General features: G+C 64.5%; 27 protein-coding genes and 3 pseudogenes. 13 read left to right on the top strand and 17 right to left on the bottom strand.

Annotated features, from left to right (window positions below; translation table 11 throughout):
- Positions 1-309 precede the first annotated feature (309 nt).
- Positions 310-1,074, bottom strand: a pseudogene (locus BO39_RS25905) (IS5 family transposase); the annotation flags it as partial.
- Positions 1,075-1,373: 299 nt separating this feature from the next.
- A complete protein-coding gene (locus BO39_RS25900; RefSeq protein ID WP_043839199.1) occupies positions 1,374-2,072 on the bottom strand; it encodes a thermonuclease family protein in 699 nt (232 codons plus the stop codon).
- A gap of 108 nt (positions 2,073-2,180) precedes the next feature.
- Between BO39_RS25900 and BO39_RS33075 the strand changes: the two genes are divergently transcribed.
- Genes BO39_RS33075 through BO39_RS25890 form a run of 3 tightly spaced genes read left to right on the top strand, consistent with a single transcriptional unit; the run spans position 2,181 to position 3,002 of the window.
- Positions 2,181-2,585, top strand: coding sequence for a hypothetical protein (locus BO39_RS33075; RefSeq protein WP_156963931.1), 405 nt, complete (start codon positions 2,181-2,183; stop codon positions 2,583-2,585).
- Between the two features lie 16 nt (positions 2,586-2,601).
- Complete coding sequence (locus BO39_RS25895; RefSeq protein ID WP_156963930.1) at positions 2,602-2,769, top strand: hypothetical protein; 168 nt, start codon at positions 2,602-2,604, stop codon at positions 2,767-2,769.
- On the top strand, positions 2,766-3,002 hold the full coding sequence (locus BO39_RS25890; RefSeq protein ID WP_043839195.1) for a hypothetical protein: 237 nt from the start codon (positions 2,766-2,768) through the stop codon (positions 3,000-3,002). The genes BO39_RS25895 and BO39_RS25890 overlap by 4 nt, the downstream gene beginning before the upstream one ends.
- Before the next feature lie 80 nt (positions 3,003-3,082).
- On the opposite strand, the gene BO39_RS25885 is transcribed toward BO39_RS25890, so the two are convergent.
- Positions 3,083-3,631, bottom strand: coding sequence for a PilZ domain-containing protein (locus BO39_RS25885; RefSeq protein WP_043839193.1), 549 nt, complete (start codon positions 3,629-3,631; stop codon positions 3,083-3,085).
- A 420-nt stretch (positions 3,632-4,051) separates the two neighbouring features.
- Here BO39_RS25885 and BO39_RS25880 point away from each other — a divergent pair, with 420 nt between their 5' ends.
- The gene (locus tag BO39_RS25880; protein ID WP_043839191.1) at positions 4,052-4,354 is read left to right on the top strand and encodes a hypothetical protein; all 303 of its coding nucleotides are present in this window, start codon (positions 4,052-4,054) and stop codon (positions 4,352-4,354) included.
- Positions 4,355-5,326: 972 nt separating this feature from the next.
- On the opposite strand, the gene BO39_RS25875 is transcribed toward BO39_RS25880, so the two are convergent.
- Positions 5,327-5,584, bottom strand: a complete 258-nt coding sequence (locus tag BO39_RS25875; protein ID WP_043839188.1) for a hypothetical protein — start codon at positions 5,582-5,584, stop codon at positions 5,327-5,329.
- Positions 5,585-5,907: 323 nt separating this feature from the next.
- Between BO39_RS25875 and BO39_RS25870 the strand changes: the two genes are divergently transcribed.
- Positions 5,908-6,138: a hypothetical protein gene (locus BO39_RS25870; RefSeq protein WP_043839186.1), complete on the top strand. Its 231-nt coding sequence runs from the start codon at positions 5,908-5,910 to the stop codon at positions 6,136-6,138.
- A 659-nt stretch (positions 6,139-6,797) separates the two neighbouring features.
- Here BO39_RS25870 and BO39_RS25860 read toward each other — a convergent pair.
- From BO39_RS25860 to BO39_RS25810, 12 genes are all read right to left on the bottom strand, one after another.
- Positions 6,798-7,025: a dodecin gene (locus tag BO39_RS25860; protein WP_043839181.1), complete on the bottom strand. Its 228-nt coding sequence runs from the start codon at positions 7,023-7,025 to the stop codon at positions 6,798-6,800.
- A gap of 203 nt (positions 7,026-7,228) precedes the next feature.
- The gene (locus BO39_RS31690) at positions 7,229-7,948 is read right to left on the bottom strand and encodes a tetratricopeptide repeat protein (RefSeq protein WP_084698523.1); all 720 of its coding nucleotides are present in this window, start codon (positions 7,946-7,948) and stop codon (positions 7,229-7,231) included.
- Entirely contained in the window at positions 7,948-8,898 is a 951-nt protein-coding gene (locus tag BO39_RS25855) for a type II secretion system F family protein (protein WP_156963929.1), read from the bottom strand. Before BO39_RS25855 ends, BO39_RS31690 begins: the two co-directional genes overlap by 1 nt.
- A gap of 4 nt (positions 8,899-8,902) precedes the next feature.
- Positions 8,903-9,865 (bottom strand): type II secretion system F family protein, encoded by a 963-nt coding sequence (locus BO39_RS25850; protein ID WP_084698522.1) that lies wholly within the window; start codon positions 9,863-9,865, stop codon positions 8,903-8,905.
- A gap of 1 nt (position 9,866) precedes the next feature.
- Positions 9,867-11,213, bottom strand: a complete 1,347-nt coding sequence (locus BO39_RS25845; protein ID WP_043839179.1) for a TadA family conjugal transfer-associated ATPase — start codon at positions 11,211-11,213, stop codon at positions 9,867-9,869.
- Positions 11,210-12,451, bottom strand: a complete 1,242-nt coding sequence (locus tag BO39_RS30470; protein WP_052402723.1) for a CpaE/TadZ family protein — start codon at positions 12,449-12,451, stop codon at positions 11,210-11,212. The genes BO39_RS25845 and BO39_RS30470 overlap by 4 nt, the downstream gene beginning before the upstream one ends.
- Entirely contained in the window at positions 12,441-12,773 is a 333-nt protein-coding gene (locus tag BO39_RS25835; RefSeq protein WP_043839176.1) for a hypothetical protein, read from the bottom strand. The genes BO39_RS30470 and BO39_RS25835 overlap by 11 nt, the downstream gene beginning before the upstream one ends.
- A 5-nt stretch (positions 12,774-12,778) precedes the next feature.
- Complete coding sequence (locus tag BO39_RS25830) at positions 12,779-14,323, bottom strand: type II and III secretion system protein family protein (protein WP_052402721.1); 1,545 nt, start codon at positions 14,321-14,323, stop codon at positions 12,779-12,781.
- Positions 14,320-15,183 carry a Flp pilus assembly protein CpaB gene (cpaB, locus tag BO39_RS25825; RefSeq protein ID WP_043839201.1) on the bottom strand — a complete coding sequence of 288 codons (864 nt, stop codon included), beginning with the start codon at positions 15,181-15,183 and terminating at the stop codon, positions 14,320-14,322. Before cpaB ends, BO39_RS25830 begins: the two co-directional genes overlap by 4 nt.
- A gap of 15 nt (positions 15,184-15,198) precedes the next feature.
- Positions 15,199-15,702, bottom strand: coding sequence for a prepilin peptidase (locus BO39_RS31685; protein ID WP_043839174.1), 504 nt, complete (start codon positions 15,700-15,702; stop codon positions 15,199-15,201).
- Positions 15,703-15,757: 55 nt separating this feature from the next.
- Positions 15,758-15,943, bottom strand: a complete 186-nt coding sequence (locus tag BO39_RS25815; RefSeq protein WP_043839172.1) for a hypothetical protein — start codon at positions 15,941-15,943, stop codon at positions 15,758-15,760.
- A gap of 201 nt (positions 15,944-16,144) precedes the next feature.
- Entirely contained in the window at positions 16,145-16,333 is a 189-nt protein-coding gene (locus BO39_RS25810; protein WP_043839169.1) for a hypothetical protein, read from the bottom strand.
- Between the two features lie 271 nt (positions 16,334-16,604).
- On the opposite strand from BO39_RS25810, the gene BO39_RS31680 reads away from it, so the two are divergent.
- From BO39_RS31680 to dinB, 6 genes and pseudogenes are all read left to right on the top strand, one after another.
- On the top strand, positions 16,605-17,885 hold the full coding sequence (locus BO39_RS31680; protein WP_084698520.1) for a pilus assembly protein TadG-related protein: 1,281 nt from the start codon (positions 16,605-16,607) through the stop codon (positions 17,883-17,885).
- Entirely contained in the window at positions 17,882-18,289 is a 408-nt protein-coding gene (locus BO39_RS35405; RefSeq protein ID WP_084698519.1) for a TadE/TadG family type IV pilus assembly protein, read from the top strand. The genes BO39_RS31680 and BO39_RS35405 overlap by 4 nt, the downstream gene beginning before the upstream one ends.
- Positions 18,267-18,422 (top strand): annotated as a pseudogene (locus BO39_RS35400) (TadE/TadG family type IV pilus assembly protein); the annotation flags it as partial. The gene BO39_RS35405 and the pseudogene BO39_RS35400, both read left to right, overlap by 23 nt.
- Positions 18,423-18,461: 39 nt before the next feature.
- Positions 18,462-18,695, top strand: a complete 234-nt coding sequence (locus BO39_RS34635) for a hypothetical protein (RefSeq protein ID WP_245615417.1) — start codon at positions 18,462-18,464, stop codon at positions 18,693-18,695.
- Between the two features lie 304 nt (positions 18,696-18,999).
- Positions 19,000-19,128 (top strand): hypothetical protein, encoded by a 129-nt coding sequence (locus tag BO39_RS35045; protein ID WP_281175630.1) that lies wholly within the window; start codon positions 19,000-19,002, stop codon positions 19,126-19,128.
- A 15-nt stretch (positions 19,129-19,143) separates the two neighbouring features.
- On the top strand, positions 19,144-20,145 hold the full coding sequence (gene dinB, locus BO39_RS25805; RefSeq protein ID WP_281175631.1) for a DNA polymerase IV: 1,002 nt from the start codon (positions 19,144-19,146) through the stop codon (positions 20,143-20,145).
- 176 nt (positions 20,146-20,321) lie between these two features.
- On the opposite strand, the gene BO39_RS25800 is transcribed toward dinB, so the two are convergent.
- Positions 20,322-20,540: a hypothetical protein gene (locus BO39_RS25800; RefSeq protein ID WP_156963928.1), complete on the bottom strand. Its 219-nt coding sequence runs from the start codon at positions 20,538-20,540 to the stop codon at positions 20,322-20,324.
- Positions 20,541-21,099: 559 nt separating this feature from the next.
- Here BO39_RS25800 and BO39_RS25795 point away from each other — a divergent pair.
- Positions 21,100-21,978: a Bug family tripartite tricarboxylate transporter substrate binding protein gene (locus tag BO39_RS25795; protein ID WP_245615413.1), complete on the top strand. Its 879-nt coding sequence runs from the start codon at positions 21,100-21,102 to the stop codon at positions 21,976-21,978.
- Positions 21,979-22,058: 80 nt separating this feature from the next.
- A pseudogene (locus tag BO39_RS34630) lies at positions 22,059-22,576 on the top strand (transposase); the annotation flags it as partial.

The following is a 22,576-nucleotide window of genomic DNA, read 5'->3' as shown; positions in this document are numbered from 1 at the left end:
CTGAGACTGACCCAACAGCGCGTGATCGCCACCTGCAGACCATTGCCGAGCGCGGCCGCATGGGCTGGCAGAGAGCGTCTGGCTACAACTGGCGTGCTCTGGTCGAGGCTGACGTGTCGCGTTGGAAGCGCGTCATCGGAGATGGCCTGCGCTCGCAAACGGACAGACGGCAAGCGACCGAGGTGGCCCTCGCGGCCGAGGTGCTGAACCGCATGCTAAACCTGGGTCGCCCGGAGTATGTGCGCACCACCTGATCGCCAGGGCTCCTGGGAGAGATGCGTCCAACGCTCCGATCGATGCACCAACGTCCAGGCGGGCGACAAGGGTCATGCGTTGCTCGATGCGCGTCCGCAGAAGCCCTGCGGGAACGGCGCCGAGCTTGCGGCCGATGTCGCGCAAGACGCGTCCCGTGTAGCCCTTCAGCCTGCGCAGTGCCTTGCGCATGCGTCGGAACGGGCGGGCATGGGCGTGACGTCCGACCCTGCCGGCCAGGCGCGGGGCCAGGCGGTTGTAGGTCTGCCGCAGGGCGATCCCGGCCTTCCCTGCCAGTGCCACCAGCGAGCGGCGCGCCCTCTCGTAGAGGCGGCTGTCGGTCGGATGCGCGATGGCCCTCTCCATCACCGTGGTGTCCACCGCGATCTCAGCCAGGCTGCGTTCCGACACGGCGCCCGAGGCACAGGCCGCCTCGATGGTCTTGGTCAGCAGCCACTCCACGCCTTCCTCACCGATACGGTTGCGCCAGCGGCTGAGGGAAGAGGGGTGGATGGGAGCCCGATGCTGGAAAAAGGTCTCGCCGGTGAAGTGCTGGAGGTACGGGTTCTCCACCCAGCGGGCGACGACCGCGTCGTCGGAGAGGCCATAGGCATGCTGCAGGTACATCAGCCCCGCCACCAGGCGCGGGTGGGTGGCGGGCCGTCCCTCACCGGCGGGGAAGAAGCCGGCCCACTCCCGCTCGAACCAGGACCAGTCGATCAAAGCGGCCAGCCGGACCAGCTCATGCCGACCATCGATCATGTCGACCAGGCGCGGCCGTAGCAGGTCGTCCTGCTCAGCCGGGCGGGAACGGTGCTTCATGGCCGGCAGAATCGCAGGCCTTGCCGCTTATTCCAATCAAACCTTGCAGTTTCAGCAGCCCAAATCCCGAGCTTTCCTGCCTCAGATCAACAGGTCGCTGGTTGTTCAAGGCCGACTTGGTAAACGGTAGCCGTAAGCAGCAGGCGGAGTAGTTCAGCGATCGCAGCCTTGAGGGCGTCGACCTCGGTCTGCAATCCAGTGTCACCACGTTGCCCGCGATGAATCTTGAGCCGATCGGGTCGCGAGTGCCGGGCGAGACGCTTCAACACCTCAGTTATGCTTAACAGAGCGGCCGTCACTTACCGACAGAGCGTCTCACACGGTACCCCATCCCGATCCCCATCCAGCCGCGAGAGCCCGCACTGGTTGAGGTAGAACCGGGCCTCAGCGCAGCTGGTCATCTCCCGGCAGTACTGCTTCCCGCCGCAGCTGAAGCCGCTGGAGGCTGCCGGCGTGGATCGCTGGGGAGCGACAGCCGGCGGGGCTTCGGTTGGCCTGGCACCACCACTACGCTCAGCCGCTCGCCACTCCCACGGCGGCGTCCTCTCCGCCTCAGGTAGCGCCCAGAGCCCGCGTCGAGCCGCCTTCGCCTCAGCCTCAAGCTGCAGCAGCGAGGCATCCCGGCTGTACTGCCGATAGACCCAGGCCGCGCCCTGGCGGACCATCTCTGCATTTACATCTACCGAGCCGGCATAAACCCGCCCGACCGTCCGGCCGTAGCGATCAGTGTCCTGCACCACCACCCGCGCCTCCTTGCCAAACACTAGCTCGGAGAGAGCCTGCTGCGCCCGCGAACCGTAGGGCTGTCGGCTCTCGGGCGTGTCGATCTCGCCGAGGCGGACCCGGACTTGGCGGCGCTCTGGTGTGAGCAGGGTGAGGGTATCACCGTCAGCGAGACCGACCACCCTACCGGTCAGCTCGGCGGCCCAGGCGGAGAGCGGGACGAGAAGAGCGAGAGCAAGGAGGAGCGAGAGGCCGAGGCATCGCGTGCGAATCATAAGCCATCGTGCCACGGTCGCAGCACTGGGCAAGCAGGTGTCCGAAGGACAGTTCTGAGCCGCGGCAAGGTCAATTGCGGTTGGCCGTGAACTCATTTGGTTGCTAGAATGTTCGTCGCCATGCCCCTGCCTCCCACCCCCTTCGACGGCCGCCCCAATCCCCTCGATGCCAGGATTGAACCGGCCGAGGTGTTCCAGCACCCTGCGGCTGGCGTGGTCGGCCAATGGATCGACAAGGCCTTGCATGGGCCGCCCAGCCCCGGGGTGGTTGGCCGCATGGAACTGCTGCGCCACTGGGACCAGCTGCCGGCCGACAAGCGCAGGGCGCTACTGCTACTGGCTCGCGAGATGAGCCAAGCGGAGCAAGCCTCAGAGGGCATCTCGGCCGACAGAGGTGGTTACGGCGCGGCCGGCGATTTGGCAGCATCAGGACATGGCCAGCCGCGCAATCCCGATCCGTCCACCACCGTCCATGGACGTCCACCCTGGACGGCGCTTCTCCCTGTGTGGTGAGGCGCTCGCCCCCGCCTTGGCTTCTATCATGGCCGAGGCGCAGGACGCTGGCTGGCACGAGCGAGAGGTGGCTGTGGCGGTCATGACGTGGGCCGCTGGCCGGGCCGCCATGATCGATGGTGGTGAGGCTGCCAGCGAGGCGCTGATGCTGTCGCTCGATGCCGCGCGGGGGCAGGGCGGATGAGCGGTGACGAGGATGCTGTCCGCCTCGCCCGCTACGAGGTGGGGATCGACAGCTACCGGGCTGCGAAGATCCTGATCGATAAGCACGGGGCGGAGGCATCCGCGGCGGCCAGCCGGCGCATGCAGGAGCTGGTGGACCTGGGTGATGAGGCCGGCGCGGGAACGTGGGCTGACATCCTCTTCGCTATCGGTGAGATGCAGCGTGGTCCCCGACCTGGTGAAGCAAAGAACTGAGCGGGCACAGTAGAGCATCCCGCTCATCGATGCCGTTGACGGGCCGAGCACGCTGATCCCGGTCGTGCTCGGTTGGCTCGTTATGGCCCGCCGGACACCAAAGGTGCTCCGGTGAACTCGAACCCTGCCCGGGTGCCGTTCACCCATCGGCGCCGCGCAACATAGGTTGCGCCGTCCTCGATATTCAGAACGGCAATCGCTGAGAGGGGGATAGACTCGGCAACATCGATCTGAGCTCCCCCTTCGGACAGGTCGATGACGGTGCAATCGAAGGAACCTGCACCCGATAGGAGCTGCGCGCGCAAGTGGACCTGGTAACGCGGCCACCGGCGCCTCTCCTCATAGCCCAGGGCAGGGTGCGAACCTGTGCTCGTCGATCCGGCGAGCGCTTCCTGCTTGCTGATTTCCTGCTCGAACACGCAAGCTAGGCGAGCGCGCAGGTCAATCTCCGCTACGTCGCCACCCGTCATCGGCGCCTCGGCAAGGACCTTCGCCAATTGCCACCGCAATGTCTGCAGAAGTTCTGCCGGAGCTTGGGCTGGCTCCCTGCCAGTGAGCATCCTCTTCAGTGCTTCGGCGACTACTAGCGAAAGGCTATCGTCGCCCGGTGCATTCAGCCCATCTTGCATGACTTCCTTCCCGTGCTCTGATCGGAGGTCCCGAACGCAGAGGAACCGAGGCAGTTCTTGGCTGTCGATGAGGCGAAACCTTTTGTGATGCCGCACCACTTGGACTGGTCTGTAATTATGCACGGTGTCCTAACCGCGCGCTAAAAACATTAACAAAAGGTCAGATCGCCCGATGACCGCAGACCCAGCCAATGGCGACGAAGCAGCTCCAAGGCGCAACGAACCTGATTTGACCTTGTTCGTAGTAGCCGCGCACGACCTTGCCTTATTTGCTCGCCAGAACAATCTCAGCCAGGCTGACGGGCTGCTCACCGAGCTTCTCGCGGTACTGTACGCTAGGAGGAGGTGACGTGCGGAACTGAAAATGCCTGCCTGCTTCCTACATGAGGCTGCCAATGAAGAGGGTGGCCTTTGGCAGGGATGATGCAGGAGGCCGACATCCGAACCTGCTTCCAAGCTGGCGGGCGCATTGAGAACGTGCTCATCGTGGCCCGGCGCGACGAGGCTGGTGGGGTGGAGCATGTCCCCTACCTGCTGCCGAGTTGGCGTCGCGGTTTTGTCGCCATTGGCCTGTTCCGCGGCGCTGGTGTGCGCGCCTACCGCGACCTCACCCGTCTTGTGCGGTTCATCCGTGACGATCTGAGCTACCATGGCACAATTGCGCTGCACGAGAAGGGATCGCCTGCTTTCGCGAAGCTTCGTTCCTTTAGAACCGCCAGCTAGCAGGCTCCAACATGAGACGCCGCCCGCTGGCTCCTCCAGATAAGCGGCTAGTCAGCGTCAGGCTCCTGGTCCATTTAGTCTGCAGGGGCACGGCATAGACGCCGGCTTGGAAGGGACCAGTAGCCGCCATGCGCGGAATTGCCACATTCGCGCTTCTTCTGACCTTCGCCCATCAGGCGTCCGGGCAGGACCTACCCTCAAGAGGTCTCTCGGTGTCGGGCGTCGCGCAGTCCAAGTCCTACAGTTGCGACTTCACTCTTACTCTAGGCAACCAGCTTGCCCAGCGCTTGGACTTCCTCAGTGGCACCATCGAATTTGGGTGGCGCGGTAGGACCGAGAGGCGTGGCTTCAACGCTGGAAACATAATGCCCGGCGCATCGCAGAACGAGACTTTCCTTCTGCCAATGAGGTGCGATGACGAGTTCACCGCGAGCATCGTAGAAATCGACAACTGCCGCATTGGCGGGAAGAGCCTTCCCCACCTGCCTGTGACACCGCGATGGAAGGAAGATGCCGCCTCTTTCATAGCCGCCGTGAGGTCGGGCGAGCTTCGGAAGCGCCCGCACCGAATTGAAGCCTGCTGCGCCCCTACGCGAGGTCGGCCGCCCGCACCGGCAGTTGGCAGCGCAGGCCGTCGCGCAGGATCACTCCACCCCCCTCTACGCTTCTCTGCAATGAACTCCACGCCGGCAGCCTCCAGAGCGACTGGGCGAAGCGCTCCTCCGCCTCTACCCGGCCTAACCGCCTCCTCGAAGTAAGGAGCAGCAAGGTACGCGGCTGGGATGAGTAGGGAGGGGCGGCTAGCCTCCGCCCACCCCTAAGAGCGGACGCTAGTCAGGTGGGAACGGCGTAGCGTAACAGCGCCGCGCTACCAACGGTTGAGCGTTAACATGGGTTGCACTTGGCGTCGGCTGGAACTCTGGGCATTCGCCCCTGGTCATTGCACTACCTCAACGCAGCTACTGGGCCAGATCAGGCATCCACCATATTCGCACGGAGCTGACGTTCAGCGGCCTGCAAGGTAGCGGCGATCAGGGCTCGGTGAGCGGCCAGTTCGTCATCGGCGATCGGCAGGGGTGCGGAGACCAAGTAGTCAGCGATACGTCCGCAGGTAGCCCGGATTTCTGCCGAGCGGACCGAGGGATCAATAATGCCGTCGAGATGAAGTTCCAAGCCTTCGTGCAGCGCGGCTTGAATGGCCTTGGCGACGAACAGTGCGTTACGAGCCATACATCAGTGTCCTCAGTCTTGACGCACTATTAACGTTCCGGTGGCGACCTACAATTAGTTCCGGAGCCGCAAAACCAATCTCAACCGATTGCATCTCGGAAACGAAGGACGGTCGGTGACTGTGACATTCATGCATCAGTGATGAGAACTGGGGTGTATCAAGCTGTTACAGCCTCACCCTTATCTACCGTGGTCAGTCCGGCTCCTAGGCGAGCAGACAGACCGTTTCTTTAGCTTTGCAAACCCGGTCACCGGATGAGAAATGTTGCACACAAAAAACGTGTGCGGCGGACCGGCAGCACACCTGCAGCGAGAGCCACAGAATGTCGCCACGCGAAACCACCGAGCGGACCTTCGAGACCGAACTGCGGTCTGTTCTGGCTATTTTGCAGTGCCTGTCCGAATACGCCTCCGAGCGGGGCGACAATCAGTCTGCCGCCATCCTGCACAACACCGCGGCCTTGCTGGAGCTTTCAATGCCGGCGCCTGAGCCGCGGGTGCAGGTACGCACTGAGGTGCTTGGTGGTGAGTACGTAGCTACCGCTTTCGCCTGACACCCGCCATAGAGCCTGAGTGCGCCGCATTGATCGAATGCACGCTTGAAGGTCACGGGCAAGCAGCCGGCCGGTCAGGCTGGCAGGCACCACCGGCCGGCTGCTCCCGAGGAGGGCTGGCGTGGCTGCTTTCGCAGACCACACCAGCCCAGGCCGTAACCCCCACCATGCGCGGATCGAATTACCGATGGCCCTCTCGTATCTCGATCAGACCACGGTAAGGTAAAACGGGATTTAAGAGGCGCTTCGCTTGAGGGCGCGCAATGCCGCGGGCGGTCGTGGCGAGCGGTGTCAGCATGCGCCGACTATCCGAGTCCTGGGGTCCCGATGATGACCGGGCTGGGCCTGCCCTTGAGACAGTCATCTGTGACCCGTGCCCTGACGAGCGCGCTGTCAACGCTGAGGTCGCCCAGTGGCCCGTACACCCGGTCCTCCGCCTCAGCGCCCTTCATCTGGCAGGCGTACAGCCTGTCCTGAGGCGTGGTGGGAACGGCTTGGCCGGACGGTGCCGAGTTCTGCGTGCATGCGGCAAGGGATAGGGTAAGGGCTGGTACTAGCCCAGTAAGCCAGACGATCCTGGGCATGGCGCGTCTCCTGACTGGGATCCTACCGTTGCCGGTAAAAGAACGCCGGAGTGCTGATGGTCTACGGCTAAAGCATCATTCAGTCCGCAGTGACGGCTCGTCCAGCGTGAAGCCCACTTTAAGGGTCACCTGGTAGCGTCCGACCTCTCCGTTCACCACTTCGCCCCGGACCTGGACCACCTCAAACCATCGGATGTTCCTCACCGTCGCACTGGCTCGTTTAATTGCAGTGTCGATCGCGTCCGCGACGCTCTCCTCCGAGGTTCCGACCAACTCCACGAGCTTGTAGACATGATCGTCCATAGTGGGTGCCTCCTGCCCTATTGCAGATCCTGTCACAGGTCCCGCGTCATAGCTCCATCTTCCTCAGGCTCACCCCGGCACCGCTCCCAGGTCGGACGATAAACTACGCGCCCGTAAGCTCCAGAACTGCGCGATAGCGGGAGCAAGGCACAAAATTGTGCAGGGCAGCACTGAGGGCCCCTGTGCCAGCGTCGCGATCCGTATCAAGGTACTTTGAGAGCGTCCGACCAAGGCAGAAGGCGATCAACGATTACATTTCTGTCGACCAATGTCTCCGCTCCGATGCGGTCGCCCCGGGCTACACGGACCATCGCTAAATTCAGCGTGACCCGCGCAGGCACGCCGGGCCTTCGGGCCAACGGAGCCAAAAGCGCTTCTGCCTCCTCAAGGCGCCCGGCCAGCATTAGGGATACCGCCAGATTATTGGCAATGCCGATGTCGTCCGGCGACCGGGCAAACGCCATGCGATGGCTGGCAAGTGCGTCGGCATGCTGCCCCTGCAAATCCAGTCCGATACCACGCCCAGATAATGCCAAAGCCGAGTTCGGTTCTCGAGCGAGCACTTGATCGAATAGCGCAACCGCTTCCTGGGCAGCGCCGGCACGCAGCCGTACTCGGCCAAGTCCCTCAAGAAGTGGGCCAGCATCTGGGTTGCGGCGCAAGGCTCGCGTTAGGATTTCCTCAGCCCGGCCTATCTCTCCAGCGCGCAGAAGGGCAGCGGCGTAACGGGATTGCACGACCGTGTCGCCCGGTGCTGCAGCTGCCGCCGAGGCAAGCATGGAGAGCGCCACATCGGTCTGACCAGACGCCTCTGCAGCGGCGGCAACCCGAAGTCGCGCATCGTTGTCATGCTGCGTGATGCCACCTGGTCCGGATCCCACACATCCCGCCAGCACGAGTAGAAGGACAGTCCAGCGGCTCATCAAGGGGATCCCGAGAACTGTCTACCGATCTCCAGCACTGATGGACCGATCAGGGCAATGAATAGGGCCGGCAGGATGAACAGAATGAGCGGGCCGACCAGAAGCGCTGGCAGGCGGATGGCTTTCTCCTCGATACGAAGCATACGCTCCTGCCGCATCTCAGCAGAAAGCACGCGCAGAGCCTGCGCCAGTGGTGTGCCGTAGCGCAGCGTTTGGGAAAGCGTCGCGCCGAGACGCCTAAAACCCTCCATCCCCGTCCGTTCCCCCATTCGCTCAAGAGCCATGCTCCTATCCGGTAGCATGCGCAATTCCTGCACAAGAATGCTGAACTCGAGTGCGATTCCTGTGTTGGAGTTTTGCATTTCGCGCGCCACCCGATCCACCGCCGTCTCCAGCCCAAGCCCGGCCTCGGCGGCCACCACCAGGAGGTCCAGGGCATCGGGCAGACCCAATCGCAGGCGGTTCTGGAAGGGGCGCCGGAGCAGGGAGACGGCCCAGTTCGGTAACAGGATCCCTAAGCACAGGGAACCCGCCAGGAGCATAGAACCCTGCAGCGCCTCGAGGCCGCTCATTCCGATATAAAAAAGGCTGCCTGCGGGCAGCAACACCAATAAGGTGGCTTTAATGCCGATCAGCATTGGCACCGCCGTGCGCGAATCGAGGCCTGCAGCCGCGGCCGCGCGCTGCAACTCCGCCGCGTCCTTATCCGATACGAAGGCTGAGTTCCGCAGAGCCCGACCGAGCCACATGACCGGGCTGAGCATAGTCCAACCAAGATGCATACCGGACGGCTTCACCAAACCCGGCTTGGAATCCCGCACCACACGTCGCAAATGCACCGACAGATCGCGGTCTTCTGCCGCGCGGCCCAGGAGCAGGGCCGCCAGCATGGCGAGACACACGGCAGCCCCAATCGCTGCAACCATCAGCGGCATGTTGGCTGTCGTCACCGGCTCAACCCCTCCCGGCCTGGCGAATCAACCAGCGGATAGTCAGCAGACCCAGCAGCATCATGAACAGGCCTACCCCCGCCATGATCCGCCCTGTCGGATTCTGCGTGAAAGTTTCGATGTAAAAAGGCTGAATGGCCGACATCGCCAGCGCCGCAATGAAGGGAAGAACCACCAACATGCCCGCCTGCATGTTCGCCTCCGCCGCCAGGGCGCGGGCACGCTTGGCCATGGCGACGCGCTTGCGGACGAGATCGGCGAGGTTGTCGAGCGTCTCAGCCAAGCTGCCGCCGGTCTGCGACTGCAGGCCGAGCGTGACGGCTAGGAAGGCGTATTCCTTCACGCCAGTGCGTGCCGATAGACCGGCCAGTGCTTCCTCGACGGGGCGCCCGATCGCCATCTCTCCGGAAACGCGGACGAATTCCTCCCGCGTGGGGGAGGAAATCTCGCGCGCGACGCCACGTAATGCCTCGGCCAGCGGCAGTCCGGCGCGGATGGCGCGCACCATCAGCCCCAGCGCGTCCGGAATTTGCTGGAAGACGGCATCGGCGTAACGGGTGCGCTGCCAGCCAAATAGGAAGCGGGCGCAAACGATGGATGCGACTAACCCGCCGGAGGCTGCCACGAGCGTTCCGAGCCAGCCCGCCACTAGGGAGAAGGTCAGGATGCCGCCTGCTACCGCCAGCACCGCGACCAGGGGCCAAGGCATGGAACGGGCCTGCGGCATGTCGTGATCGAAATGAATCAGGGAGAGGAGCTTCGTCGAGAGCCGGCCGTGCCGGTTACGGTCCACGCGGATTGAACGGGGCGGCAGCGTAGGGCCAGCTTCCGCCGCCGTGCCGGAAAGGCCACGCAGCCGGCATCGCAGCGCATTGCCATCTCCCGACTGACGTAGCGCCACCACGCACAGAAGGACACAAAGCAGAAGCAGTCCAAACAGGACAATCGACAGCAGCTCGCGAGACATCTCAGCCTTGCCCGACCGCGCGCAACCAAGCCTCGCCGAGGCCGAAATATTCTAAGCGATCGAAGAAGCCGGGACGGATGCCAGGCGTCACCCAGCGGCCGAGGATGCGCCCGTTCTCGTCATCCCCCCGGTACTCGAAAGCGAAGATGTCGTTCATCGTTATCACGTCCCCCTCAAGTCCGCAGACCTCAGCCACCTGAGAGACACGGCGCCCACCGTCGCGCATGCGCTCCACCTGCACGATCAGATCCACGGCGCTCGCGATCTGCGTGCGGATGGCGCGGGAAGGAAGATTGTTCTGCCCCATCTGCACCATGTTCTCGATGCGTACCATTGCGTCCCGGGCTGTGTTGGCGTGGACAGTGCAGTAGGATCCGTCATGGCCGGTGTTCATGGCCTGGAGCATGTCGAAAGCTTCGGCCCCGCGTACCTCTCCCACAATGATGCGGTCAGGCCGCATACGGAGCGCGTTCTTCATGAGGTCGCGCTGGCTAATCTCGCCCTTGCCCTCCAGGTTCGGAGGGCGGGTCTCTAGCCGGACGATATGCGGCTGCTGCAACTGCAGCTCCGCCGCGTCCTCGATTGTAACGATACGCTCGCCATGGTCGATGAAGCGGCTCATCGCGTTCATCATTGTGGTCTTGCCTGAGCCGGTCCCGCCAGAGACAACGACGTTCAACCGACATCGCGCTGCTATCTCCAGCACCCGCGCCACGCCCGTCGACATTGACCCGCCCTCGGCCATAGCTTGGAGGTCGATCTTCTTCTTCGAGAACTTGCGGATGGAAATGCTGCAGCCGTCGATGGCTAAAGGCGGAAAGACGACGTTCACGCGGCTGCCGTCCAGGAGGCGACAATCGACAAGGGGGCTACTCTCGTCGACCCGACGCCCGACAGTTGCGGCCATCTTTTGGGCGATGGTCGCCACCTGCTGCGCGCTGCGGAAGCGCACGTCCGCGCGGACCAGCTTGCCCCGCCGCTCGATGAAGACGTTGTCGGGGCCGTTTACCATGATATCACTAATCGTCTCGTCAGCCAGCAATGGCTCCAGCGGGCCGTAGCCCACCATGTCGTGCTCCAGCTCCTCCGCGATCCGCTCCTGCTCGCGAGCGGAAAGGCCGATGCGCTCCCTGTTGGCCATGTCATGGACCAATGACACCAGCTGCGCCCGAAGAGCCGGGCGGGACAGCTCGGAGGCGATGATGGGGTCTACCTGCTCCATGACGCGCGTGCGCAGGTCCTCTAGTGGAACGCCCGGCGCCAGCGGCATCATGGCTCCTCCGGCCTCTATCGGCTGCGGCAAGGATGTCAGCACTGGCGCTTCGGCGCGTCGGCCGAAGGCTTTCACGCCTGGTTTCCAAGCAGGCGGGCCAGCAGACCGGGCCGGGCGGCGGTTGTGTGCACGGCGGCGATCTCCTCCGTCACCGGCGCCAGGGCGCGACGCAGCACGGCGGAATGCGCCAGCGCCGCCCGGCCGAGGTTGGCGGCACGCGGCAGCAGCTTCGGCAGGTCCGTGATGGTGACGTCTGGCGCGGTGCCGAGCCCCTCCATAACGTGCTTGCGCTTCAGGCCACCGGCAAGGCCGTCGCGGTTCAGCACCGTCATCATCCGTGCCGCGCCGCCGGAAACCAGCTTGCGTGCTGCGATGGCCGCCCGAATGCTGGCGACGTCGGGCCCCATGACGGTTAGCATCAAACGGGATGCTGCCAGGACGGCACGCTCCGTTGGGCCGGGCGGCATCCGGAGGTCGACTACCACGTAGTTGAACCGCTGCCGTAGCAGGCCGAGCAGCCCGGTTACGCCCTCGATGGTTGGTGTGGGCATGGCATCCATCGGCTCCTCCGCCGCGATCAGCTTCAGTCGCTCACTGATCGACACCGCGCAGCGTTCCAGGAACAGCCCATCGACCCTCTCCGGATCCTCCAGGGCGACGCGCAGCCCAGGAGGTGGCCGCACGCCGAACATAAGGCCGGTCGTTCCACGGCGCAGCTGCATGTCGAGCAGCACGACATGACCGCGGCTCACCTCCGCCAGATGCATAGCCAGGTGCACGGCGACAGTGGTGGAGCCGACACCACCCCGCGCACCGCAGACGGCAACGACCTGGCCGCCGCGCCGCGTCGTGTCCGACTCGGTCGTGCCTCCGGCTAAGAATGGCCCGAAGAGCCGCGCCGTGCTGTCCCGGGTCAGTGGCTTGTGGGTGTATTCAGCTACGCCTAGCTCACGGGTGAGCTGGCGGTAGAAGCTGATTTCCGCATTGTTGCCGACCACCAGCACCCGGACGTCTGGGGTACAAATGCCGGCCAGGGCTTCAAGCTGCCCCACTGGATCATCAATGCCGGCGATGTCCACCAGCAACACGTGGGGGGTTGCCTCCCGTTCCAGGGCTTTGATGGCGGTTGCGATGCCCCCCCGCCGCAGCGCGATACCTCCACCCCATTCCGCGAGGCCCCCGCGGATGGCCGCTTCCGAGGCATCGTCCTGCACGAAGGCAAGGAAGGCAGCGCGGTCGCCGCTTGCGTGGCTGCCACGGGAGAGATCGGCCGCCTCACGTGGGAAACTATGATGGGGGAAGTCAGCGTGCACCGGCGCCTCCCTCAACCGTGGCAGGCTGGGTGGCAACCGGCTCGGGGCTGACCGGGGCGATGCGGGATAGGGTCGACGCCGGAAGCGGGAAGCGGCGGCCGGATGTCAGCCGGCCCACCGCCACGGCCGCGGCCTGACCGCGGCTATCAGGCGCCGCGCGGCCCTGCCGCGCATCCTGCGGATCGGCCAGCATGACCGCAAGGTTGGCATCATTGGCCTGGCTCGAGCGCCAAGTGCCCGGGCGGGAGAAATCATCCCCCTGGCAGGCGCCCAGTACCAGTAGCGGAAGAAGCAGGAGCGGAAAGGGCCGCTGCGCGCGCATCGGAATCACTCCAGGATGAAGCCTGCGTCCAGGGCGCTGCGGCCGGGCGGCGTGGGCAACCCGCGGGCGATCTGGCGGCGGTAGAGGATCCGATCGAGGTCGGTGGCAGGGCGGATGCCGTCCGTCGGCAAGACAAGTGATCCGGGATCCGAAACAGGACGAACAAGATAGGGGGTCACGATGATCACCAGCTCAGTCTCGTTCCGACGAAACCGGTCGGAGCGGAACAGCGCGCCCAGCACGGGAATATCTGTCAGCCCGGCGAGGCCGCTGTTGGCTGTCGTGCTGCCGCTGGACAGCAGCCCGGCAATGGCGAAAGACTGGCCGCTGCCGAGTTCCACCGTCGTCTCCGCGCGCCGCACGTTTAGCGCGGGGATGCGAACCACCCCGGTGCTTAGCGGCAGGGAAATGGAACCGTTCTCGGTCAGCTCGCTCACCTCGGGCCGTATTCGCAGGTTCAGCCGGTCCGGCGCCAGGACTGTCGGCACGAAGGCCAAGCTAATACCGAAAGGCTTGAACTCGATGGTGATAGCGTTGCTTGTGCTGCTCGCCGCCACGGGCACTGGGAACTCGCCGCCGGCGAGAAAGCTCGCGACCTCGCCTGACTGGGCGGTGAGGTTCGGCTCAGCCAGGATGGTGATCAGCTGGTCCTCGGCCAAGGCATCGATCACCGCGTTGATGTCGAATCGAGACGAGTTGTAGGCTACGCCGTAGCGCTGTGGGACGCCACTGACGGCAGCCGCCGCGCCAGTCAGGGCACCTGCCACGGCGCCCACCGCGCCGCTGCGCAGGCCAATCAGGAAATTGCCTCCAGTATTGGCCAGCGCTTGCCAGTTGAAGCCGAGCTCGCGCGAGACCTGGCGCGAGATCTCCGCTACGCGCACGCGGACGTTCACCTGGATTGAACCCAGCAGCACTAGGCGATTCGAGATCTCCCGGTCCGTGCCGGCCATCGCGCGGGCCATGGCCTCGGCACGCTGCGCGTCGGCGGCGGAGGCGACCTGGCCGGACAGCACGATGAGACGCGGTCCGGCAGCGGCGACGCGGGCCTCTGCGGCGCCGGGCACCAAGCGGTGAATCATGCTCTCGATCGCGGCGGGGCTGGACCCCGGTGCCGCGGCGGCACCCTCGGCGGCGGGTGCTCCTGAAGCCGGCGCCGCCGGGGCGCTGGCCAGTACGGTGACGTCGTACTCCGCCACCGGGCTGCCATCCTCAGCCGTGGCGACGATCGTAGTGCGGCCTGCGCCCACCCCCATGACGAAAAGGCTTGTGGGAGAGGCCGGCTGAACACGGGCGATTCGCGGATCCGCAGCCAGCACGGTCAGGGCCGGGCCGGGAAGGGGTAGAAGTCGGCCGGTGCCGGCCACCAGCGTCAGTCGCGTGGCCCCGCCGCCACGTGCCGTTTCGGGCGATGCGGCGGGCGGGATTTGCGTTCCTGCGGACGGACGGGGAGCAAGCTGCGGCGCCACCTGGGCGCGCGGCATAGACTGCTGACCCCAAGCAGGCGCCGCAATGGCGGCGCAGACGAACAGCGCGAAGAAGCGGATCATCGAAACACGACGTTCTTGGATTCGTCACCCTGGATCACCCGCATGCTCAACCCCTGACTCAGCCCCGCGCGCGCCAGCGCGGGAGAGACATCCGCCCCGAAAAGGGAGGAGGAGGGGGCACCGGCGACCAGGGCCCGTTCGGGCTCAATGGCGCGGACCGTCAGCGCGACACGTCCGAGGCGGCTTCCCACGGCGACACGTTCAGCCTGTGCAGTGGTAACTTCAAGGGTCACCGTGCGCGCCACGCGGTTCACTGTGGCTTCTGCGCCACTTGCGCCCTGCGTGATCTGCTGGTCGACCGCAATCACGCGCACATCAGTCAGCATCGTTTCGCCGACGATGCGGCGGGCGAGCGGCGCATCGCTGGCGCCCAGTTCCTGCGTCAGGATCAGGTCCACTTGGTCTCCCGGCCAGATCAGCCCGGCCGTGCCGGTGACGACATCGACGCCGATCGAGATGGCGCGCTTGCCCGGTGCCAGCACGGCGGCAAGGAAGCCGCGATCGCGGGGGCGGAGGTACTGCGTGCGGTCCAGCGGCGCGCCGGGTTCCATGAAGTGGCGGAGCATAGCGCCGCGCAACTCGGCACGGGCCTCGTCGGTGGGCGGAACGGCGCGTTCCGGCAGCTCGTCCGGCGCGACCTCGCGCGCCGTGAAGTCGTCCTCTTTCAGCAGCGTTCCGGCAGGCAGGGCACGGGCGGCCACGAGCATTCGGGCGCGGGCGGGTGGTGGCGGCGGCGGAGTGAGGGCTTGGCTCTCGGATGCCGGCGGTGGAGCCGGAGGGGCGAGCATCAGCATGCCGGCCGCGCCCAGCCCAGCTGCGGTGATGATCAGCGACAGCATGACAAAAATGCGGAGCAGCATGGTGCGAACCATCTCTCAGCGGAGGTTTGCGACCAGCACGGCCAGGGCCCCGGCAGCGATGGCGAATCCGTATGGGAGCGGGCCGCGGCGCCTGAGGCGCCGGGCTTCGACGGCGGCCAGCCGAGGCAGCAGGCCGGCACCGGGAGCTGCTACGAGGCGCGGGGCGAAAAGCGGTCCGAGGAGATACACCACGCCGAGCAGCCCGCCCGCCAGCGCGGTGAAGAAGGTAAAGTCCCAGGTCGCACCAGGCGACATGCCGACGGCAACTGCGCTCGCAAGTTTCACGTCACCCCCGCCGAGCCATCCGCGGACTGCGCAGAATAGGAGAATTCCAAGAAGCAGAGAGGCGGTGAGGAGGGATAGCAGCGCAGCCTCCACGCCTAGCGAGAGCCGTGCCGCCAGGCTGATGCCAGCCAACGCTAGGGACGCGGTATCCGGGATCATACGCGCGGACAAATCACGCCAGCACGCATAGGCGAGAAGCGGAGCGGTGAACAGAAGCTGAGTAGTGATGTGCATCTCCGCTCCATTCCAGGATCAGCCGGCCAAGACCGGCCCAGCTTGCTCGTTTAGCCTACTGCTGCGCGGCCTGAACGGTGCTGATCTTATCGCCGAGAGCAGTAAAGGCGTCCTTTAGAGGTTCCTTAAAAGCGGAAGCGGCGCCGCCAACGACCACAACGATGCCGACCGCCAGGATCGCGTACTCAGCGGCGGAAACAGCCTTGGTGCTGCGGAGGACATGCAGAGCGGAGCGGATCATGCACTTTATCCCATCGTTGCCAGTGAGAAGACACCATTGGCGCCCGGTCGATGCCGAGGCCGCCAGCTCGGTGTCTGTCGCCAAGGTTTCTCGTCACCGAATTGCGGGGCCGCTGTCTTCTTCAAGCGGCTTTAGGATCGGGAGCCGCGCGTCATTCGCGCGGCTCTCGATAGTTCGCGACTCTTCCTGCCGCCTTGTGTCTTAGGTTCCGGAGGTGGTCTGGGTCGTGGTGATCTTCGCGCCAAGGTCGGTGAAGGCTTTCGCGAGCGGTGCCTTGAAGGCGGAAGCGGCGCCGCCGACGACCACGACGATGCCAACTGCGAGGATCGCATACTCGGCGGCAGAAACCGCCTTGGTGCTGCGGAAAGCCTGAATGGCAGAACGGATCATGGCACATTATCCCATTGTTGTGGTTACCATCGGAGAACACCATTCCCGCCGAACAATTCCGCCTCTGCCGGACTGGTGTCTGTCATACGTAGCCCTTGCTGAGGCCTAATGACATCTGAAGCCTATGCGGAAGTCTTTAGCCACTCGAATCAAAGCTTCTTCATAATCGTTCTTCAAACCTTAACGGAAGGCCCGGTGATTTGTGCTTCTGTTTGCGGAACCGGGCTGCGTTTTTGCGCTTCGTTAACTGCTAGCATAGGAGAATCGGAGAATGCGACGCCTCCCTCCTTGGCTCGATCAGCGCGGCGGTACGACTGCAATTATGGCAGGGGCTGCCACCATGTTGCTGGGTTTTGCGGGCCTCGCGACCGAAGGAGGTGCTTGGTACCTCGCCAAACGTAATGCCGTTACTGCAGTCGACATGGCTGCGCTTGCCGGCGCCGCGGCGGTGGAACGTGGCGTAGACGCCGTGGCGATCGGGCGCGACACAGTAGCGCGAAATGGATTTAGTCCGGCGGCTGATACGATCATCGTGGTCAATAATCCGCCGCTCAGCGGCGCGCAGGCCGGCAATGCGAACGCGGTAGAGGTGCTGGTGAGGCGCGCAATGCCCCTTACAATAGCGCGCCTCTTCATCTCCAACGCGCCAATCGTGCAGAGCCGCGCCGTTGCTGTCGTGCATGCCGACGAGGAAGTCTGTGTATTGGCGTTGGGCGGCGGCTTGGAACTGGGCGGCAACAGCACGCTGAACGTGCGGCGCTGCGCCATGGCCTCCAACGCCACCGCTTCGAACGGAATTTCGATCAACGGCAGCTCAAGAGTGCGGGTAGCGCAACTCGTCACGACGGGGGCCTGCAACAACTGCGCGGGCGGGGATGTATGGACCGATGACACGCGGACTCAGCGACCGATCACTGTTGCGAATCGATCTATGCCGATCCGTGATCCATTCGCAGGGCTCCAGGGCTGGACGCCTTCTCCGCCTGCGGGGTGTCAGACCGTAGATTTCAGCAAGAATGCGGCCACCATCTCACCCGGACAGGCTATCTGCTCCTCCGTAACGGTCGGGACGAACGACACGCTCACACTCAATCCAGGGATCTATTACTTCAAGAATGCGGACCTGACGGTGCGAGGAACTATACAGGGCAACGGCGTCACGATTGTCATGACGGGCGATCCGGACAGCGTAGGGACGATACAAATAAATGCTCAGGCCAAAGGCGACCTGCACGGCCCAACCTCACCTCTTATTTCAGGCCATCCAGAAAGCGACGGGCTGCTATTTTATCGAGATGCGCGCGCAACCAACAACGGATCTCAGAAGGAGGTTCAGTTGAATGGCGGGGCGGCGTTGAGGTTGAATGGCGGGATGTATTTCCCGACCTCTAACTTAGTGATGAACGGCACAAGTGATATCGGATCCACCTGCATGTCCTTGGTAGCATACCGGCTGTCCTTCTCCGGCAACTCCGACACGGACCTCGACGTCTCCGGCTGCTCAGGCTTTGCTCCTTATCCGACAATCCGCACCGTTAGACTAGTAGAATGAGGAGCTTGCGTGAGGCTTTCGGCCGGAAGGGTGCGTCAGCAACGGAGTTCGCCATTTGGGTGCCCGCGCTGGCACTGCTACTGCTCGGAGGCTTCGATCTCGGCAATCAGGTGCAAACGGGAATGAGGCTGGAGCATGCGGTTCGCGCCGGTGCTCAGCTCGCCTTCGCCGCTCCCAGCGACGAGGGGGCCATTCGGCAGACGGTACAACGGGCTTGGCCGGCGCTCGCGGTGGCGGATATTACAATTACCTGCTTCTGCGCGGGCACGGCTCAGGCCTGCGCTGCAGCTTGCACTGCTCCGCAGGCTCGCATCATAACCATCTCGGCCAGTCGGACGCTTTCGCCTTTGCTGTTGCCTGGAACGAACCGGAGCCTTGGACATGCTACCGTCCGCTTGGGCTAAACTGCGGTGCAGGTGCGGTGCCACTGCACTGGAGTTTGCCCTAATTGGTGGGCTAGCCCTCACGCTGTTGCTGGGCAGCATGGAGGTAGCACGATTCGAGTTCACGCAGCAGGCGCTTCGGAGCCTGGCAGGTGAAGCAGCACGCGTCGCAAGCCTCAGGGGTTTCGCCAACATGAACGCGCTACGCGCCCCTTGTACAGGCCTCTCTGGATCTCTGACCGGTCTAGATTTTGGGGCGCCGTTCCTCTCGCCATCGGCGCTGACAGTCACGATGTCCGGCTGCGTGACGCAAGGGGCGGTGACGTTGGTAACCGTCACTGTCAGCCAGCCATTTGTCTTCAAGGTTTCGTTTTTCTCGCCTGTAGAGGTGACCTTAACCGAGTCTGTTCAAGGCGTGTTCAATTGAAACAGTTCTGTAAATGGCGAGTGTTTCAACGAGGAATCCCGAAGGCATGTCCCGCGGTTAGTGTGCAGGCGAGTACTCCGTCCGCGCATGAACACGAAGCCGCTACGCTGCAGGTGCTCGACCAGCCGCTCTGCGGCCAAGCTTGCCGCGAGATCTCCGCCACCGCGCCGGGCCTTGCCACGTGACGGAGATCAGGTCATCAGGTGGGCGCAGCAGGTCGGGCATGGGGTGCTCCAGACGACCCGACGATCGATATACGTCCGCTCGTGATTTGTTCTAGACGAATCGGAGGAGGCGCCAAGCGATGCTGAGGCCGTCCGGACGCCGCCCAGCGATCTCGGCAGCAGCTTCCCTTCCCTCCGGCTCAGACGTGACCACGCTACGCAAGATCATCGACGTGGACATGGACGCCTTCTACGCCTCAGTGGAGTAGCAGGATGACCCGGCGCTGGGGGCACGCTCTAGCAGTCGGAGGCTCCCGGAGCGTGGGGTGGTGGCCGCAGCCAGTTGCGAGGCACGCGCGCTCGGGGTGCGCTCCGCCCTGCCCTCCAGGACGGCGGCTCGGCTCTGCCCGGAGCTGGTCTTCGTGCCGCCCTGGTTGGAGCGCTACCGGGAGGTCTCGGCGCAGATCCGCGAGGTGTTCCTGGAGCACACAGCCCTGGTGGAGCCGCTCTCACCGGACGAGGCCTATCTCGACGTGACTGAGAACCGGAAGGCATGGCTAACCGCAACGGCGGTGGCATGCATGATCCGGCCCGAGATCCTGGCCCGCACCGGGCTGACCGTCTCAGCAGGGGTCTCCTACAACAAGTTTCTCGCCAAGCTTGCGAGCGACATGCGCAAGCCGAACGGCATGTTCGTCATCACGCCCGAGCAGAGGCCGGGCTTCATTGCGGCGCTGGAGGTCTCGCGCTTTCACGGCGTTGGACCAGCGACAGCTGCCCGCGTGGAGGCGCTCGGTATCTGCACCGGGCGGGACCCGCGCGAGCGCAGCCTGGCATTTCTCCAGCAGCACTTCGGCAAGGAGGGCCCCCACTTCCACGGCATTGCTCGTGGGGAGGACCACCGGCCGGTGGTGCCCGACCGGCCGCGCAAGTCGTTCGGTTCGGAGACAACCTATGACCGCGACCTGGCCAGACCTGACGAGGTGGAGACCGCGATCCTGGCGCTGGCTGACGAGGTCTGGGGTTGGTGCGAGCGCACGGGCAAGATGGGGCGGACGGTTACGGCGAAGCTGCGCTGGGCTGACTTCCAGCAGGCCACACGCAGCCGCACGCTGCCGGCTCCAGTTGCCGGCCGCGCAGAGCTAGTCGGAATTGCCCTTGAGCTGGTGCGCGGGCTCTATCTGCTCACACGGAAGGTGCGCCTGCTCGGCGTGAAGGTCTCGAACTTCGACCAGGGCACGGAGATGACCCCGGAACAGCCGAGCTTCGCGTTTGGCCCCTCCTGAAGAGCCCTGGCGGTGACAAAGTCGGCTGCTGCTCATGGGCTATTTACAAAGAGGGCGTAGTCCTCCCCTTACCCAACGTGGTGGAGGCAAAGGTCACGCCACGTTGACGGAAGCTGCCGGCTGGGAACCCGTCGGCAGCTTCCATCTCCTCGCAGTAGGGCGGTTGGTACCGGCCGTCAGCGCGAGTGCTGGTTGGCTTCCTGCAACTGCCGCACCGACGCAGTGGCCGCCTCGTGGGCAGTCTGTGCGCTACGATAGCCACGTGACCCCTCCCCGTTGGACCGGGGCGGCGCCGCGGGGAGATCCTCGATGAGGCGCCACCACCACACGGAAGCGCCGAAGCCGCGACGCTCGATGACGATCTGCACGTCGGACAAAGCAAGTTTGGAGCGCAAGGGGAACACCACCGTTTTGGGGTTGCTCGACGTCGCGAACTTGCGACCACCTGCCTTGCCAATCGGTTAGCCGCATGACCCGCCCACAATCTGCTCGAAAGGCTGGTTGTTCAGAGCAAAGCGTTGCCGCGGCAGCTCACCGAACGCTTGTGGCTGACCCTCCCGGTCGATCCTCGGCGGGGCTCTGGGTCGTAGGACCTAGCTGATCGGGCCCGACCTCGGGTCCTGACGGTGACAGAGCCACTCCCCCCAGCCATGTGAGGATCCTCGGCACCGCCGCGCCAGCACCCGGAGCAGTGAGGCGAAGCGCTCCTCGCAGGGGCAAATCACGGCAAAAAGAAGTGAGGGCAAACTCTTTGCTGTTCGCGCCCTGGGGTCGGCAGGGGTGGCGTTCATGGCTGAGAATGGGGGCGAGGCTGAAGCGCGGATGCATGGGACTAGCATCGACGCGGCGGGCTGATACGATGCTGCTATGAAACGCCGCGCGCTCCTTGCCGCTCTCACCGCCCCGGCCCTAGCGGCGCCTGCCCTTGCCCAGGGAGCATGGCCCAGTCGCCCGGTGCGGGTGATCGTGCCCTTTACTCCTGGTGGTTCGACGGATGCGATGGCACGCGTTACAGCGGCCAAGCTCAGTGAGAAGCTGGGTCAGCCCTTCGTTGTGGAGAACCGACCCGGTGCCAATGGTGCCATCGGTGGACGCGCGGTCGCTGAAGCGGCACCTGATGGCTACATGTTGTGCTTCTCCGCCTCGATCCAGGTTCTGGCGCGGCAGGTGATGCGAAATCCCGGCTATGACCCTGTGGCTGACCTTCGACCGATTGTCCGCACCGGACGGGGGCCGTTGCTGCTCCTGATGAACCGGAGCCGCTTGCCGAACACGCTGCAGGAACTCTTGTCCGCTGTCCGCTCAAATCCGCGGGACTGGCCAGTTGCAGTTTCCTCCCTTGGCGCAGCGGGCCACCTCGCTACGATTGAGTTCATCCGCCAAGCAGGCGTTGAGCTCGTGCAGGTGCCATATCGTGGCACCGCTCCCGCCATCACCGATGTTGTGGCAGGCAACGTCGCGCTCGTCTTCGAGCCCATTCTCGCGACATGGCCGCCCGCGCGCGACGGGCTTGCGAGGGCCCTCGCCATCACCTCGGCCACCCGCAGTGACGCAGCCCCGAACGTGCCAACGGCGGCCGAGGGTGGCATGCCGAATCTCGATATTCAGTCGTGGTGGGGACTCTGGGGACCGCAGGCGCTACCGGCGGAGATTGTTGCGCGGATCGGCGACGCATTGCGGACGGGAATGTTGGAGCCCGACGTTTTTGCGCGTGTTGGCACACTCGGTATTGTTCCAATGGCTGAGGTGGGTACCGACTTCGCTGCCTTCATTCGAAGTGATGTCGAACGAGCTGAGACCCTTTTCCGGCTGGCGAAATTCCAGCCTGAATAGTTCATGGCAGCGACTGACCTTCCCCCGTAGAAGCGGTCCGCCGGTAAGGTGAGACCGGCGGAACCGTGAAGGGTGTTGGGATGGCAAGGAAGCACCACAAGCCGGAAGAGATGGTGGCCAAGCTGCGGCAGGTCGAGGTAATGCTGGCGCAGGGCAAGACCACTGCCGAGGCGGTGCGCACGATCGGGGTGACGGAGCAGAGCTACTACCGCTGGTGAAGCGAATACGGCGGCCTGAAGCTGGACCAGGTGAAGCAGCTGAAGCAGCTGAAGCAGCTGAAGCAGCTGGAGCAGGAGAACGGGCGGCTCCGCAAGGCCGTGGCGGATCTGACGCTCGAGAAGCTGGTGCTGAAGGAAGCCGCCTCGGGAAACCCGTGAGCGCCGCCCGCCGTCGGGCCTGCGTCGAGCACGTCACGGGCAAGCTGGAGGTTTCGGAGCGGTTTGCCTGCCGGGTGCTGGGACAGCACCGCTCGACGCAGCGCAAGGTGCCGCGCGCAGCGGACGACGAGGCGGCGCTCACCGAGAGCATTATCAACCTGGCCCGGCAGTATGGCAGGTACGGCTACCGCCGGATCACGGCCTTGGCTCGCGGGCCGAGG

Source organism: Roseomonas aerilata DSM 19363 (genome assembly GCF_000711725.1).
In the GTDB taxonomy this organism is placed as follows: domain Bacteria; phylum Pseudomonadota; class Alphaproteobacteria; order Acetobacterales; family Acetobacteraceae; genus Roseomonas; species Roseomonas aerilata.
This window is presented reverse-complemented; position numbering and strand designations above follow the sequence as displayed.

What these genes read in the sequence shown, in the direction of transcription:
- BO39_RS25890 (WP_043839195.1), top strand. Translation starts at nt 2,766, where the DNA reads ATGAGCGGTGACGAGGATGCTGTCCGCCTCGCCCGCTACGAGGTGGGG.
- BO39_RS25900 (WP_043839199.1), bottom strand. Translation starts at nt 2,072, where the DNA reads ATGATTCGCACGCGATGCCTCGGCCTCTCGCTCCTCCTTGCTCTCGCT.
- BO39_RS25875 (WP_043839188.1), bottom strand. Translation starts at nt 5,584, where the DNA reads ATGGCTCGTAACGCACTGTTCGTCGCCAAGGCCATTCAAGCCGCGCTG.
- BO39_RS25810 (WP_043839169.1), bottom strand. Translation starts at nt 16,333, where the DNA reads ATGATCCGTTCTGCCATTCAGGCTTTCCGCAGCACCAAGGCGGTTTCT.
- BO39_RS34635 (WP_245615417.1), top strand. Translation starts at nt 18,462, where the DNA reads ATGAACGCGCTACGCGCCCCTTGTACAGGCCTCTCTGGATCTCTGACC.
- BO39_RS25850 (WP_084698522.1), bottom strand. Translation starts at nt 9,865, where the DNA reads ATGTCTCGCGAGCTGCTGTCGATTGTCCTGTTTGGACTGCTTCTGCTT.
- BO39_RS25885 (WP_043839193.1), bottom strand. Translation starts at nt 3,631, where the DNA reads ATGCAAGATGGGCTGAATGCACCGGGCGACGATAGCCTTTCGCTAGTA.
- BO39_RS25830 (WP_052402721.1), bottom strand. Translation starts at nt 14,323, where the DNA reads ATGATCCGCTTCTTCGCGCTGTTCGTCTGCGCCGCCATTGCGGCGCCT.
- BO39_RS35405 (WP_084698519.1), top strand. Translation starts at nt 17,882, where the DNA reads ATGAGGAGCTTGCGTGAGGCTTTCGGCCGGAAGGGTGCGTCAGCAACG.
- BO39_RS25870 (WP_043839186.1), top strand. Translation starts at nt 5,908, where the DNA reads ATGTCGCCACGCGAAACCACCGAGCGGACCTTCGAGACCGAACTGCGG.
- BO39_RS33075 (WP_156963931.1), top strand. Translation starts at nt 2,181, where the DNA reads ATGTTCGTCGCCATGCCCCTGCCTCCCACCCCCTTCGACGGCCGCCCC.
- BO39_RS35045 (WP_281175630.1), top strand. Translation starts at nt 19,000, where the DNA reads ATGCTGAGGCCGTCCGGACGCCGCCCAGCGATCTCGGCAGCAGCTTCC.
- BO39_RS25880 (WP_043839191.1), top strand. Translation starts at nt 4,052, where the DNA reads ATGATGCAGGAGGCCGACATCCGAACCTGCTTCCAAGCTGGCGGGCGC.
- cpaB (WP_043839201.1), bottom strand. Translation starts at nt 15,183, where the DNA reads ATGCTGCTCCGCATTTTTGTCATGCTGTCGCTGATCATCACCGCAGCT.
- BO39_RS25815 (WP_043839172.1), bottom strand. Translation starts at nt 15,943, where the DNA reads ATGATCCGCTCCGCTCTGCATGTCCTCCGCAGCACCAAGGCTGTTTCC.
- BO39_RS31690 (WP_084698523.1), bottom strand. Translation starts at nt 7,948, where the DNA reads ATGAGCCGCTGGACTGTCCTTCTACTCGTGCTGGCGGGATGTGTGGGA.
- BO39_RS31685 (WP_043839174.1), bottom strand. Translation starts at nt 15,702, where the DNA reads ATGCACATCACTACTCAGCTTCTGTTCACCGCTCCGCTTCTCGCCTAT.
- BO39_RS31680 (WP_084698520.1), top strand. Translation starts at nt 16,605, where the DNA reads ATGCGACGCCTCCCTCCTTGGCTCGATCAGCGCGGCGGTACGACTGCA.
- BO39_RS25860 (WP_043839181.1), bottom strand. Translation starts at nt 7,025, where the DNA reads ATGGACGATCATGTCTACAAGCTCGTGGAGTTGGTCGGAACCTCGGAG.
- BO39_RS25835 (WP_043839176.1), bottom strand. Translation starts at nt 12,773, where the DNA reads ATGCGCGCGCAGCGGCCCTTTCCGCTCCTGCTTCTTCCGCTACTGGTA.